At 63.9% G+C, this 14,091-nt stretch carries 12 protein-coding genes; 2 read left to right on the plus strand and 10 right to left on the minus strand.

Annotated features, from left to right (window positions below; genetic code table 11):
- Nucleotides 1–34: 34 nt before the first annotated feature.
- The 9 genes from C5J26_RS13890 to rimP all read right to left on the minus strand — a co-directional run bounded on the left by C5J26_RS13890 (nt 35) and on the right by rimP (nt 10,427).
- Nucleotides 35–1,021 carry an energy transducer TonB gene (locus C5J26_RS13890; protein ID WP_105402287.1) on the minus strand — a complete coding sequence of 329 codons (987 nt, stop codon included), beginning with the start codon at nt 1,019–1,021 and terminating at the stop codon, nt 35–37.
- On the minus strand, nt 1,018–1,533 hold the full coding sequence (gene exbD, locus C5J26_RS13895) for a TonB system transport protein ExbD (protein WP_105402288.1): 516 nt from the start codon (nt 1,531–1,533) through the stop codon (nt 1,018–1,020). The genes C5J26_RS13890 and exbD overlap by 4 nt, the downstream gene beginning before the upstream one ends.
- Before the next feature lies 1 nt (nt 1,534).
- Complete coding sequence (exbB, locus tag C5J26_RS13900; RefSeq protein ID WP_371681922.1) at nt 1,535–2,701, minus strand: tonB-system energizer ExbB; 1,167 nt, start codon at nt 2,699–2,701, stop codon at nt 1,535–1,537.
- A gap of 294 nt (nt 2,702–2,995) precedes the next feature.
- Nucleotides 2,996–3,754, minus strand: coding sequence for a 2-dehydro-3-deoxy-D-gluconate 5-dehydrogenase KduD (gene kduD, locus C5J26_RS13905; protein ID WP_105402289.1), 759 nt, complete (start codon nt 3,752–3,754; stop codon nt 2,996–2,998).
- Nucleotides 3,755–3,870: 116 nt separating this feature from the next.
- A complete protein-coding gene (locus C5J26_RS13910; protein ID WP_172745859.1) occupies nt 3,871–4,191 on the minus strand; it encodes a hypothetical protein in 321 nt (106 codons plus the stop codon).
- Nucleotides 4,192–4,549: 358 nt separating this feature from the next.
- Nucleotides 4,550–7,351 carry a translation initiation factor IF-2 gene (gene infB / locus C5J26_RS13920; protein ID WP_105402292.1) on the minus strand — a complete coding sequence of 934 codons (2,802 nt, stop codon included), beginning with the start codon at nt 7,349–7,351 and terminating at the stop codon, nt 4,550–4,552.
- 100 nt (nt 7,352–7,451) lie between these two features.
- Nucleotides 7,452–8,156, minus strand: a complete 705-nt coding sequence (locus C5J26_RS13925) for an RNA-binding protein (protein WP_046667181.1) — start codon at nt 8,154–8,156, stop codon at nt 7,452–7,454.
- Nucleotides 8,153–9,769, minus strand: coding sequence for a transcription termination factor NusA (nusA, locus tag C5J26_RS13930; RefSeq protein ID WP_046667182.1), 1,617 nt, complete (start codon nt 9,767–9,769; stop codon nt 8,153–8,155). Before nusA ends, C5J26_RS13925 begins: the two co-directional genes overlap by 4 nt.
- Before the next feature lie 67 nt (nt 9,770–9,836).
- Nucleotides 9,837–10,427: a ribosome maturation factor RimP gene (gene rimP / locus C5J26_RS13935; protein WP_038592094.1), complete on the minus strand. Its 591-nt coding sequence runs from the start codon at nt 10,425–10,427 to the stop codon at nt 9,837–9,839.
- Nucleotides 10,428–10,668: 241 nt separating this feature from the next.
- On the opposite strand from rimP, the gene C5J26_RS13940 reads away from it, so the two are divergent.
- Nucleotides 10,669–12,300 (plus strand): MFS transporter, encoded by a 1,632-nt coding sequence (locus tag C5J26_RS13940; RefSeq protein WP_105402293.1) that lies wholly within the window; start codon nt 10,669–10,671, stop codon nt 12,298–12,300.
- A 5-nt stretch (nt 12,301–12,305) separates the two neighbouring features.
- On the plus strand, nt 12,306–12,761 hold the full coding sequence (locus tag C5J26_RS13945) for a GNAT family N-acetyltransferase (RefSeq protein WP_105402294.1): 456 nt from the start codon (nt 12,306–12,308) through the stop codon (nt 12,759–12,761).
- Here the strand turns inward: C5J26_RS13945 and C5J26_RS13950 are convergent, their stop codons facing one another.
- Nucleotides 12,762–14,030 (minus strand): lytic murein transglycosylase, encoded by a 1,269-nt coding sequence (locus C5J26_RS13950; protein WP_206051185.1) that lies wholly within the window; start codon nt 14,028–14,030, stop codon nt 12,762–12,764.
- Nucleotides 14,031–14,091: the final 61 nt, after the last annotated feature.

Consider the following 14,091-nt stretch of genomic DNA (forward strand, 5'->3'; position numbering starts at 1 on the left):
GTTCAGTGGCGAACACCGCGAGGAAATCAAGCGGTTATTCGCACTTTACCGGCTGGCTGAGTGAACTTGCAACACCCGAAGGCGGCGCAGGGATGGGCGAAGCACGCCGGACTGCCGATGCGACATAGTCATCGATAGACGAGTTGCCCGACGATCCCGCGACCGCCACGTTGCTGATGTTGCCACCGCCGTCGAAGCTGAAACGGACCGTCACGACGCCAGTTCCGTTGCCGGGGCATTTGCGGGCGTATCGAGCAATCTTTGTCCGCACACGCGTCATCCACTGCTGCGGGGAGACCGACGAAGAGAAGAGGCTCGTGGAATTCTGGCTGGCGGCGGTGCGGTCCGATTGCCTGGCCTGGATCTTCGCCTCGGCCATGTCCGGACGGGCCTGCTGCTGCTGCTTCGGCTTCTGGACCTTCTTCACCAGTTCCTTTATGGGCTCCGGCTTTTTCGGCTGTTCAGGCGGGTTTTCCGCGACCGGCGGCGGCAGAGGCCGCATCGCCGGCAACGGCACTTCGACATTTTCCAGCGCCGCCGTCATCTGCTCGTCGATCGGCTCGATCTCCTCGATCGGTTCCGGCGGCGGTTCGGGGATGGTTTCTGTCACCTGGGGCTCCGGTTCCGGCGGCGGTTCCACCACGGGCGGCTGCACCGGTTCAGGCTCGACCGACTCGGCGACTTCCTGCGGCGGCGGTTCGACAGGCTGCTCGACGGGTTCGGCAACGGGCTCCGGCTGCGGTTCGTCGACCGGCTGGGTCTGCTCGCTCACCACCTGTTCCTGCTCCTGCATGTCAGGAGAAATCTGCTCTTCGTCGGTATTGGCCGCTTCCGGCTCCGGCGCGAGCTCGATCATGATCGCAGCCGGTGGTGCGTTTTCGGCGAGCACCTCCGGTTGTTCGCGCATCAGATAGGCCGCGGCGCCGAAATGCACCGTCAGCATCAGCAGTCCGGCAACGCCCCACAGCGCCAGCTCGCCGACGCGTCCGCCCGGACCTGCCTGCGAGACGACGAGGCTCATGGATTGCCTCCGGTCGCCGGTACGGCGGGTGCGGCTGCAGGAGCATTTCCAGCGGGCGTCATCGCGGCTGGGGCGCCTGGGGCGGCCGGAGCCGGCAGCGTTTCAAGCCCGACGAGCGCGATCTTGAGGTAGCCGGAATCGCGCAGCAGGTTCATGACCTCCATGAACTGCCCGTAGCCGACCGCCTTGTCGGCGCGCAGGAACACGCGAGTGTCCTTCTTGCCCTCCGTGACGCGGTCGAGGGTCGCCGCGAGCTGCTCGCGCCCCACCGCGTCATTGCCGATATTGAGGCTCAGGTCTTCCTTGACCGTCAGGTAGAGCGGCTCGTCCGGCCGTTCGGCGGGCTTTGCGGTCGAGGCGGGAAGATCGACATTGATGTCCACGGTCGCCAGCGGCGCCGCCACCATGAAGATGATCAGCAGCACCAGCATGACGTCGATGAACGGCGTCACGTTGATCTCGTGGTTTTCGGAAAGCTCGTCGCCGTGCTGTTCGCGGATGCCGCCGGCCATGTCAGCCTCCTGCCACCAGCGAGACCGGCGCCTTGCGGCTGCCCGGAGGAACCTTGCGGAAATCGAGGTCGCGGCTCACCAGCCGTTCCACCCCCGCCGCGGCATCCGCCAGCAGCTGCCGGTAGCCGGTGATCGAACGGGCGAAGACGTTGTAGATGACAACCGCCGGAATGGCCGCAACGAGACCGATCGCGGTCGCCAGCAGCGCTTCGGCGATGCCGGGCGCGACGACGGCGAGGTTGGTTGTCTGTGATTCCGAAATGCCGATGAAGGCGTTCATGATGCCCCAGACGGTGCCGAACAGGCCGACGAACGGAGCCGTCGAACCGATCGTCGCAAGCACGCCGGTGCCGCGCGACATACGCCGGCCGGCATAGGCCTCGATGCGGGAAAGCGCCGATCCGACCCGTTCCTTCACCCCATCGCCATGGGCATGGTCGAGTGCCGCTTCTGAAAGCTGCATTTCTTCTGCCGCGGACCGCAGCATCAGCGCGGCAGGACCGCCGCGGCCACCGGCGGCGCCGACGGCGTCCGAAAGCGTGCGCGAGGTGCGGATGACCTTCAGCGTGCGTGCGGCGCGGGTGCGGGCGCCTGCAAGCTCCAGCGTCTTCGCGAGCCAGACCGTCCAGGTCACCAGCGAGGCGAACGCGAGCCCGATCATCACCCCTTTGACGACCCAGTCGGCCGCCATGAACATGCCCCAGGGCGAAAGGTTGTGCGGTAGGTCCGAACGCTGCTCAGGCTCCAGGAACTGCGTGAACATGTCGATCGGCTGGCGTGCTGCCGGCGGTTGGGCCGGGGTCTGTGGCGGGCTGGCAGGCGTTGGCTGGGCAGTATTGCTCGTCGGCGCTCCCGTCGGGACGGCGGGCTGCGAAGCGGAAGCTTCCGGCTGAGGGGAAGCGGGATTGGTCGGCTGTGCGGCGGGCGGTACCGCAGTCGGCGAGGCTGCCGGCTCGTTCTGCGCCGTGCGGGAGGTTGTCGGCGCGGCCTGCGCGGCAGGAGCGGGGGCCGCCTGGATCGGCTGTGCACCGGAAGGCGAGGTCGCCTGTGGCGAGGGCGGTGTTTGCGTCGACGCATCCGGTGCAGGCGTCTGCGCCATCACCGCCGAAGCCGTCAGCACCACGGCCGCGAGAACGATCGGGAACCGGCTCCTGATTGGCTGGCGCATGGAAAAGGCGGGCTTCAGGGCAGCAGGCATGGCAGGCGATACTCCGGACTGTTCGGCATCGCAGACGGCGCCCTGGGGGCGCTGGTCGACAATGACGGAAACGGGACACCGGAACGCCGCCGGCGACTGCCGCCGGGTTCGCGATGTTGCAGCTACCGGATAATAAACATGAGTAGAAATGGCAACTAATAAATCTGCGGGATGCCGATCAAATTTATGCGTGTTGGGGCAATTGCCCCGTTCGCGCATGGAAGGAGCGTTCCGTTACCCGGAGAACCAAGCGGTCGGACGCCCTCAGCGCGCCAGCCAGCCTCCATCGACCGGCAGCACGACACCATGCACATAATCGGATGCCGGCGAGGCAAGGAATACGGCGGCTCCGCCGAGTTCTTCCGGCTGGCCCCAGTGTCCAGCTGGAATACGGCTGAGGATCGCCGCGTTGCGGTCCGGATCGTCGCGCAGCGCCTCGGTGTTGTTGGTCGAGAAATAGCCGGGCGCAATGGCATTGACGTTGATGCCCTTGCCTGCCCACTCGCAGGCGAGCAGCCTAGTCAGGCCGGCAAGACCGCTCTTCGAGGCCGTATAGGAAGGGATGCGGATGCCGCCCTGGAAGGAGAGCAGCGAAGCGATATTGACGATCTTGCCGCCCTTGCCCTCGGTAATCAGCCGGCGTGCAAACGCCTGGGAGAGAAAGAACACGGTCTTCAGGTTCACGTCCATCACCGCATCCCAGTCGGCCTCGCTGAAATCGATAGCGTCGGCCCGGCGGATGATCCCGGCATTGTTGACGAGGATGTCGGCACGCCCGGTCCATGCGACCGTTTCGCTGATGATCCGATCGACCGGTTCGAGTGTCGAAAGGTCTGCCTGGATCGACAGGCTGCGGCCGCCGGCCGCGCTGACCGCGGCTTCCGTCTCGGCCATCGAGGAGCGTCCGACCAGCGCCACATCCGCGCCGGCCTGCGCCAGCGCCACGGATATTGCCTGGCCGAGGCCCGTATTGGCGCCGGTGACGATCGCCGTCTTACCCGTCAGGTCGAATGAAATCGGCATGTTGTCCTCCTCGGAAACTGAAAATGCGGATATGGGTAGATGCTTACCGTCGGGAACCCTCCGATAGAAGCTGAAAATTTTTGCCATGTTCTCCCGGCACTGGTGGGGACGCAGGTTCAACGATCAGAGCCATCCTTTGTGCGTCCATCCGGACGCGTTGGGCACCAACGGATCCGCCACGGGCGGCGGATCAAGCCGCGAACAAAGAATATGAATTTGTTTGCAGTCTCATCGTCGGGAAAGATGCGTCGCGGCAGCAGGACCGCTCCGTCGGTGTGGAGAAGCAAAAGCCGGCCATCAAGCTCGACGATTTCCTCAAGACCCCTGGCATCGAGTTCCACGGTCATGCCATCGGCATGCGAACGAAGTGCCGTGGCGTCAGTCGTGGCGCTGACATGATAGACGTCACGCTCCTCTTGCCGGATGGTCGGCGCCAAAAGCGCCGCACCGCGGGGTTTCGTCATCAGCAAGATCAGAAAGAGGAGCCCGGCGATGGCAGAAAGCGAAGGCATGCTGCCATTGATCAGGCTCCCTCCCACTCTCTCGAGAGCCATCTGAGAAAGTCATCGATGTATGTCATGCCAATGAAGATGACGAACGGCGCGAAAAGAAGGGTTGACGTCAGGAGCGTCCTGACGAGGCGCGGTCGGCCGGGCCGTTTGCTCTCCTGGTACCGGACGAGAGATTCAGTCCCCGCGGCCAGTTCCTCACGAGAAACCGAATACTCAAAATGCCAGGAGCCGCCCGTGAATGCCACGGACGGCTCCTGTAATTGTTCGGGCTGTTCGCCGGAGGTCACAGCGTGCGCGTGATATGCTCCACGCGGAAGCATTCGATGACGTCGCCTGCGCGCATGTCTTCGTAATTCTCGAACGCCATGCCGCATTCCTGACCCATCGGCACTTCGCTGACTTCGTCCTTGAAGCGCTTGAGCGTCTTGAGCTTGCCTTCGTGGACGACGACGTTGTCGCGGATAAGGCGGACGCCCGCTCCACGCTCGACCTTGCCCTCGACGACACGGCAACCGGCGACCTTGCCGACCTTGGTGATGTTGAACACTTCCAGGATCTCGGCATTGCCGATGAAGGTTTCGCGGCGTTCCGGAGACAGGAGGCCCGACATCGCCTGCTTCACGTCATCCACCAGATCGTAGATAATGTTGTAGTAGCGGATCTCGAGGCCTTCGCGTTCCGCAGAAGCACGTGCCTGCGGGTTGGCGCGGACGTTGAAGCCGATGATCGCCGCGTTAGATGCCTCGGCGAGCGAGATATCCGATTCGGTGATGCCGCCGGCACCCGAATGAACGATGCGGGCACGGACTTCGTCGGTGCCGAGCTTGTCCAGTGCGCCGATGATCGCTTCGATCGAGCCCTGCACGTCACCCTTGATGACCAGCGGGAATTCCTTGAAGCCGGTATTCTGGAGCTGCGACATCATCTGTTCGAGCGAACCGCGCTGTCCGGACTGGCGGGCAGCCGCCTTGTCGCGGGCAAGCCGCTGGCGATATTCGGAAATCTCGCGAGCGCGGCTTTCGTTTTCGACCACGGCGAACCGATCGCCGGCAGCCGGCGTTGCGGACAGGCCGAGCACTTCGACCGGCATGGCCGGGCCGGCTTCCTTCACATGGTCGCCCTTGTCGGTGACGAGCGCGCGCACACGGCCCCACTGGTCGCCGGCAACGATGATCTGGCCGGGTTTCAGGGTGCCCTTCTGGACAAGAACGGTGGCCACGGAACCACGGCCACGGTCGAGCTGGGCTTCGATGACGATGCCTTCGGCCGTCCGGCTCGGATCAGCCTTGAGGTCGAGGATTTCGGCTTGCAGCAGGATGGCTTCGAGCAGCTTGTCGAGATTGACCTTGTTCTTGGCCGACACTTCGACGTCGAGCACTTCGCCGCCGAGCGATTCCACGAACACTTCGTGCTGCAGAAGCTGCTGGCGAACCTTGTCCGGATTGGCTTCGTGCTTGTCGATCTTGTTGATCGCCACGATGATCGGAACACCCGCTGCCTTGGCATGGGCGATCGATTCGATCGTCTGCGGCATCACGCTGTCGTCGGCTGCGACCACCAGGATGGCGATATCGGTCGCCTGGGCACCGCGAGCACGCATGGCCGTGAATGCGGCGTGGCCGGGGGTGTCGATGAAGGTGATCTTCTGGCCGTTATGCTCCACCTGATAGGCGCCGATATGCTGGGTGATGCCGCCGGCTTCGCCGGAGACCACGTTCGCATGGCGGATGGCGTCGAGCAGCGAGGTCTTGCCGTGGTCGACGTGACCCATGATGGTGACGACCGGCGGGCGCGAAACCATTTCGCCTACGTCGTCGGCAACGTTGAAGATGCCTTCTTCGACGTCGGATTCCGAGACGCGCTTGACGGTATGGCCGAATTCGCCGGCGATGATTTCGGCGAGGTCGGCGTCGATGACGTCGCCCGGCTTCATCATCTGGCCTTCCTTCATCAGGTACTTGATGACGTCGACGGCGCGTTCGGACATGCGCTGCGACAGTTCCTGAATGGTGATGGTTTCAGGCAGGATGACTTCGCGCATGACTTTTTCGCGCGTTTCCTGCATCTGGCTGCGGCGGAACTTCTCCTGCCGTCGGCGGGTCGCGGCCATCGAACGGCCACGGGCATTGCCCTCGTCGTCCGTGCTGACCGTGGTCACCGTCAGCTTGCCGCGGCGGCGTTCGTCTTCGGTCTTCGGGCGGGCCGGAACCTTGGCGGGAGCAGCGACGGGGACTCGGCCACGGCCGGGTGCGCCACGCGGCGGGCCGCGATCTTCGTCTTCTTCGTCAGCGCCCTTGCGGCGGCCGGCAACCGGCAGTGCCGCAGGTGCGGCGCCGGGAGCTGCAGGCCGGGGAGCCTGGGGACGTGTTTCGCCCGGACGGCCGGCAGGGGCGCCAGCGGCGCGCTCGGCCGGCTTTTCGGCAGCCACGGGTGCAGGTGTCTCAGCCGGGGCCTCGACCGGTTCGACCTTGGGTTCGGCAGCGCGGCGGGCAGCCTCGGCGGCTTCCTCGATCTTGCGGCGTTCTTCCTCGACCTGGCGACGTACCTCGTCTTCGGCGCGCTGCTTGGCCTCGATGACTTCGCGCGCCTGCGCTTCCATCAAAGCGCGGCGACGGGCTTCCATCTCGCCAGCGGAAAGGTCGTGCAGGACGGCGCCGCCCTGACGCTGCTGTGGACGCTGCGGCTGGCTGGATTGCTGCGGACGCTGCGGCTGGTTGGGCTGCTGCGGGCGCTGCGGCTGATTGGATTGCGGCGGGCGCTGGTTCTGCTGCGGCCGTGCGTTCTGCGAGCCCGGCTGGTGGACGCGCGCTGTCGGAGCGGCAGGCTGCTGCGGTGCCGGGCGCTGGGGAGCGGCCGGCTGTGCGACAGCCTCTACCACCCGCGGCGCGGGCGCCGGGGCTGCGGGCGTGATTGCCGGCTTTTCGTCCAGCGGCCGGGTCGGCCGCCGCTTGACTGTTTCGACGACGACGGCCTTGGTGCGGCCGCGACCCATGTCCTGGCGGACGGTACCCTGGCTCATCCCAGATGGCTTCAGTGTAAGGGTCTTCTTTACGCCGAGTGTCTTATCGTCTTTGTTGTCGGTCATTCCGTTCCTGTTCCTTCGGACAGGAACGGATGGAAGCCATCAGAACCCGTCGTTTAATCCGTACATATCGATGTGCGTCCGGCTAAAGCCGGTGACCGCGTCATTGTTTCGGCATGTCAGCGACACCTTTTGTCTGGGACAGACCGCCCATGCGGTACTGTTCAAGTAGGTTTGCGCGCTTCACTACACCCTCACCCGCCTGCCCCGCAAGCGCGCAGGCATGGATAAAAGCATTCTGGCCCATCACTTCGTCCAATTCAGCGCTCGTGAAGAGCGAAAAGGACGGAATGTCTTCCCCGGTATTCGAACCGAGCTTCCAGGCCTTGCGGGCCTGGTCTATTTTTCTCACTCCGTCGGCGGCCGCATCGGCCGCATGGAACACTGCAAGTGCCGCACCCGAGCGCACGGCGGCATCCACCTTCGTGGCGCCGGTGACGAATTGGCTCGCCTTGCGCGCCATGTTCATCATGCCGACGAGATCGGCGGCGAGCAGGCGATCCACCAGCGCGCCCAAATCCGCATCCGCCTTCGCCTCGGCCTTGAGAGCCCGGGCGAAAAGCTTTTTCTGGACCGCTCGGTCGACGAGCGACCGTTCGGCCTTGATCCAGCAGCCACGGCCTGGAAGCTGGCGCTTCAGGTCGGGCACGACCTGGCCGTTCGGGCCGGCCACGAAGCGGATCAGCGTTTCCGGTGATCCCGCCTCGCGGGTGACGATGCAGGTACGGTCGTTCACGACGATCTCGCCCAGGTCATCATCGACATGTCCGTCTTCGTTCTCGTCCGGCTCATTCGCGAGCGGGATCATTCCTGCTCAACGGCGTCCGCCTCCTCCGCTTCAGCTTCCGGCTCGGGGGCACCCTTTGCGAGATCTTCCTCGGTGATCCAGCCTGCGGACAGGCGGGCCTGGACGATCATGTTTTCAGCTTCGACGCGGGAAACATCGAACTTCGAGAACAGGCCTTCGAACTTCTTCGTCACGCCGTCCTTGCGTTCGCTCCAGCCGACGAGGTCGTCGGCCGCGCAGCCGGCAAAGTCCTCGATCGTCTTGATGCCGTCTTCGCCGAGCGCGACGAGCATCTGGCCGTTCAGGCCGTTGATCTGGCGCAGTTCGTCTTCGACGCCGAGCTCCTTGCGCTTGGCGTCCATCTCGCCTTCGATCCGCTCCAGGTATTCGCGGGCGCGGGTCTGGATTTCGGTGGCGGTGTCTTCGTCGAAACCGTCGATCGAGGAGATTTCGTCGAGGTCGACGTAAGCCAGTTCCTCGACCTGGGCAAAACCTTCCGAAGCCAGCACCTGGCCGACCATTTCGTCGACGTCGAGGGCGTCCATGAAGAGGTTGGTGCGCTCGTTGAATTCCTTCTGGCGGCGCTCCGACTCCTCGGCTTCCGTCATGATATCGATGTCCCAGCCAGTCAGCTGCGAGGCGAGGCGGACGTTCTGGCCGCGGCGGCCGATGGCAAGCGACAGCTGCTCGTCCGGAACCACGACTTCGATCCGCTCGGCATCCTCGTCGAGAACCACCTTGGCGACTTCAGCCGGCTGCAGCGCGTTGACGATGAACGACGCCGGATCCTGAGACCACGGGATGATGTCGATCTTCTCGCCCTGCAATTCGCCGACGACCGCCTGGACGCGCGAACCGCGCATACCGACGCAGGCGCCGACCGGATCGATCGACGAGTCGTTCGAGATCACGGCGATCTTGGCGCGCGAACCCGGATCGCGGGCGACCGACTTGATCTGGATGATGCCGTCGTAGATTTCCGGCACTTCCATGGTGAACAGCTTCACCATGAACTGCGGATGGGTACGCGACAGGAAGATCTGCGGGCCGCGCTGTTCGCGACGGACATCATATACGTATGCGCGGACACGATCGCCATAACGCATGTTTTCGCGCGGGATCATCTCGTCGCGGCGGATGATGCCTTCGCCGCGGCCGAGATCGACGATGACGTTGCCGTATTCGACGCGCTTGACGGTACCGTTGATGATTTCGCCGACGCGATCCTTGAATTCGTCGAACTGGCGGTCGCGCTCGGCTTCACGCACTTTCTGGACGATGACCTGCTTGGCCGACTGGGCGGCGATGCGGCCGAAATCCATCGGCGGCAGCGGATCGGCGATGAAGTCGCCGATCTTGGCATCGACGTTGCGGTCGAGCGCCAGTGCCAGCGGGATCTGCGTGCCGTAGTCCTCGGCGTGATCGACGACTTCCAGCAGGCGCTGGAGCCGGATTTCGCCGGTCTTGGAATTGATGTCGGCGCGGATATTGGTTTCCGAGCCGTAGCGGGAGCGGGCAGCCTTCTGGATGGCGTCGGCCATCGCAGCCAGCACGATCTCGCGGTCGATGACCTTTTCGCGCGCCACTGCATCCGCGATCTGCAGAAGTTCAAGCCGGTTCGCACTCACTGCCATTGTCGTTGGTCTCCGTAGGTCAAACGATGAGGCCTTTCCTGGGGAAAGGCACAAGTCTCTGTTCGGTTTATTCGTCTTCTGCTTCTTCGTTCTGGTTCGCGGCCTGCGCCTTTGCGAGCTTGTCGGCCCGAAGCGCGTCGCGGATCAGATCGTCGGTCAGAATGAGCTTTGCCTCGGCCAGTGCCGAAAACGGGATCGTTACCCGTGGTTCCTCGCCATAGGCGACCTGGTCCCGCTCGATCGTGAAACCGTCCGCATCGCTTTCGGTGATCCTGCCGCGGAACCGCTTGCGGTTGTCGATCATGATCGACGTTTCGCATTTGACCAGATGGTTCAGCCAGCGGGTAAAATCCGACTTGCGGACCATCGGGCGGTCGATGCCCGGCGAGGACACTTCCAGATGATACTCCCGATCGATCGGATCTTCTACATCCAGGACCGGCGAAATCGCCACAGATACGGCTTCGCAGCCTTCGACATCCATGGTTCCGTCGTTGCGCTCGGCCATGATCTGCAGCGTCGCGCCGTTCTGGTTCAGCATCCTCACACGCACCAGGCGATAGTCCATGGCGGTCAGGACGGGCTCGATGATTTCGGCGACCCTCAGGTCAAGCCCGGTCTCGATGATGAGCCGCGGCTCGTATTCGGTTTGCGGCATAAGCTCTCCGGCAATCATTGCCCCATAGCTGGGCCCAATGTCTGGGTTACAGTGATCGCCTAACAAAAAAGAGCGGGTCCGGTGGGGCCCACTCTTCATCGGACGATCAAGAATATGGGGTGCATATACGCTTTCAGGCCCCCGAATGCAAGAGTCGCATATTCCGGGGCTCCGGCGACTGGAATTTGCTTCTGCCGGGTCTATAACCGTTTGGTACGACGCACGAAAGAACGAGGACAAAGTGCCCGATCGGATATCGACCCTGGCTCCCTTCAGGCACCAAACTTTCAGAACGATCTGGATCGCCAGCCTCGCCTCCAATTTCGGCAGTCTGATCCAGGCGGTCGGCGCGGCGTGGATGATGACCTCGATCACCGATTCCGAGGACATGGTCGCGCTTGTCCAGGCTTCGACGGCGTTGCCGATCATGCTCTTTTCGCTGATCGCCGGCGCGCTTGCCGATAACGTCAACCGCCGCACCCTGATGCTGACGGCGCAGTTCTTCATGCTGGTCGTGTCGTTGACGCTGACGCTGTTTGCTTATCTCGACCTCCTGACGCCCTGGCTGCTTTTGGCATTCACCTTTCTGCTCGGCTGCGGCGTGGCGCTCAACAACCCCGCCTGGCAGGCCTCGGTCGGCGACATGGTGCCCCGCGAAGTCCTGCCGGCGGCGGTGACGATCAACAGCGTCGGTTTCAACATCACCCGCAGCGTCGGTCCCGCGATCGGCGGGGCGATCGTTGCGGCCGCGGGCGCCGCCGCTGCGTTCGCGGCCAATTCCATGAGCTATTTCGCTCTGATCTATGCATTGATCCGCTGGAAGCCGGAAGGCCGTGACAATGCGCTGCCGCGCGAGACGCTTCTGCGGGCGCTTTCGGCCGGCCTCGGCTACGTCGTCATGTCGCCGAATATTCTCAATGTGCTGTTCCGCGGTCTTGTTTTCGGCCTTTCGGCAAGCGCCGTGCTGGCGCTTCTGCCGATCGTCGCGCGCGATCTGGTCTCTGGCGGCCCGTTGACCTACGGCATCATGCTCGGAGCCTTCGGGGTCGGCGCGATCGCCGGCGCAATGGGCAATTCGCGGCTGCGCGAAAAGCTGTCGAGCGAGTCGATCGTCCGCCTGTCGTTTCTGGGTTTTGCCGCGAGTGCCGCGATCATCGCCATGAGTTCAAGCACGCTGCTGACCGCGATCGTCCTGCTCGTGCCCGGCGCTTGCTGGGTGCTGGCCTTGTCGCTGTTCAATACGACGGTGCAGCTTTCGACGCCGCGATGGGTGGTAGCCCGCGCGCTTTCCTTCTACCAGACGGCGACGTTCGGGGGCATTGCCGGCGGAAGCTGGGTGTGGGGTATCCTGTCCGATACGTTCGGGGTCTCGATCGCGCTGACACTGTCGAGCCTGGTCATGTTGCTTGGTGCCGTGGTCGGCATGCGCCTGCCGCTGCCGCAGTTCAGCGATGCCAATCTCGATCCGCTCAACCGCTTCAACGTGCCGATGCTGAGCCTCGACCTGCAGCCGCGCAGCGGACCGATCGTCTCCTTGGTGGACTATACTATTGCCGACGAGGACGTGCCGGAGTTCCTGGCGCTGATGTCGCAGCGACGCCGTATTCGCATCCGCGATGGTGCGCGGCAGTGGGCGCTGATGCGCGATCTGGAACATCCGGAAATCTGGACGGAGACCTATCACACCGCCACCTGGGCCGATTACGTGCGCCACAACCAGCGCCGCACCCAGGCGGATGCCGAGGTCTGGGACGCGATCCGCACTCTTCATCGCGGCGAAGAAGGCCCGCGCGTCCACCGGCTGATCGAGCGTCAGACGATCCCTCCGAGCGACGACATTTTCCATAAATCGCCGCCCGACCTGCACCACTAGATCCCATGGTTTCTTTCCGAAAAGCCCGCCGCTCCGATCTCCTCGCCATTGTCGAACTGCTCGCGGACGATGCGCTTGGCCAGGCTCGCGAAGTCGTGTCCGATCCGATCGATCCGCGTTACGAGCAGGCCTTTGCAGCGATCGAGGCTGACGGAAACCAGCTTTTGGCAGTCGCGGTGAACCGGGAAGACAAGGTGGTGGGCTGCCTACAGCTTTCCTTCATTCCCGGCCTGTCGCGCGCCGGCATGTGGCGTGGCCAGATTGAAAGCGTGCGGATCGCTGCAAGCGAGCGCGGTAGTGGACTGGGATCGCAGTTCATCGAATGGGCGGTGGGAAAGTGTGTCGAGCGCGGCTGCAAGCTGGTGCAACTCACCTCCGATAAGGCGCGGCCGGATGCAATCCGCTTCTATGAGAAGCTCGATTTCACCTCGAGCCACGAGGGCCTGAAGCGCAGCCTCTGACTAGCGGATCTTTCCCTTGAGCGACGGATCGGGAAAACACGTTGGAGCAAGGCCGTTCTTTGCCTGCCAGTCGCCGAGCGAACGGCGGGTCTTGTAGCCTGGCAGGCCGTCGACATTGCCCACGTCATAACCCTTGGCGACCAGCGCCTTCTGCATGGCGAGCACGTCGGAGCGCAGCATCTTGCCGACATCGCCCCAGGGTGCTTGGAACGGTCCTGCGCCCGAGGCGATCCGGTCGGCGAGATTGCCGATGAACAGCGCGTAGAGGTCGGAATTGTTGTATTCCTTGATCACGTAGAAATTCGGCGTCACGACGAATTCCGGTCCGCTGCGCCCGGCTGGCACCAGCATCATGCCGTCCGCCTTGAGATCTGCCGCGGGAAACGCCTTGCCGGAAATGCGGGTGATGCCGGTTGCCGCCCAGGCCGAGATCGGCTTGGCGAGATCCGGCCCTTCCTGCGCGCAGGAAACTTTTGCGGGGATCGTCACTTCGAACCCCCAGTCGCGGCCGCGTTGCCAGCCTTCCTTCTGCAGGTAGTGGGCGATCGAGGCAAGCGCATCCGGCACCGAGTTCCAGATATCCGGGCGACCGTCGCCGTCGAAGTCGACCGCATATTTCAGGTAGCTCGACGGCATGAACTGTGGCTGACCGAGCGCACCCGCCCAGGAACCCTTCATCGTCGCCGCATCCACATCGCCCCGCTCGATCATCTTCAGCGCCGCGATCAGCTCCTCGCGGAACATGTCCTTGCGGGTCGACATGAAGGCCTTGGTCGCCAGAACCTGCACGGCCGAATAGGGCATCCGCGCCTTGCCGAACCCGGATTCACGGCCCCAGATGGCGACGACGATCTCGCCCGGCACGCCATAGGCCGCCTCGATCTTCTTCAGCGTGCTCGAATAGGTGGAGGCAAGCCCGCGGCCGGTGGCGGCCAGCCCCTGCAGCCGCTTTTCGGAAAAATAGGCGCCAGGAGAGGAAAACTCCGCCTGGCTCTGGTCCTGCTGCTTCGGCGGCTCCGAACCCGGCGGCACCAGATCCGGCAGATCCCAGTTGAGCGTCACGCCCTGGAAGGCAGCCTCCAGCGTCCTCTCGGAAATACCGGCCTTTTTGGCCACCGGAGCCAGATCGCTGCCGATCCACCGCTGGAACTGCTTTTCGACGTCGGGACGGTTTTGGGCGAGCGCGGGGAGGGGGAGGAGGACTGTCGCCGCGATCGCCACCGCCACAAACCAGCGGCGGAGAACACCCCCCTCTGCCTTGCCAGGCATCTCCCCCTCAAGGGGGGAGATCGAATCGTTGCGAGGTCCCGGCCACCCTGAACGACGCGAT

This window comes from Neorhizobium sp. T7_12, from assembly GCF_002968535.1.
GTDB lineage: Bacteria > Pseudomonadota > Alphaproteobacteria > Rhizobiales > Rhizobiaceae > Neorhizobium > Neorhizobium tomejilense.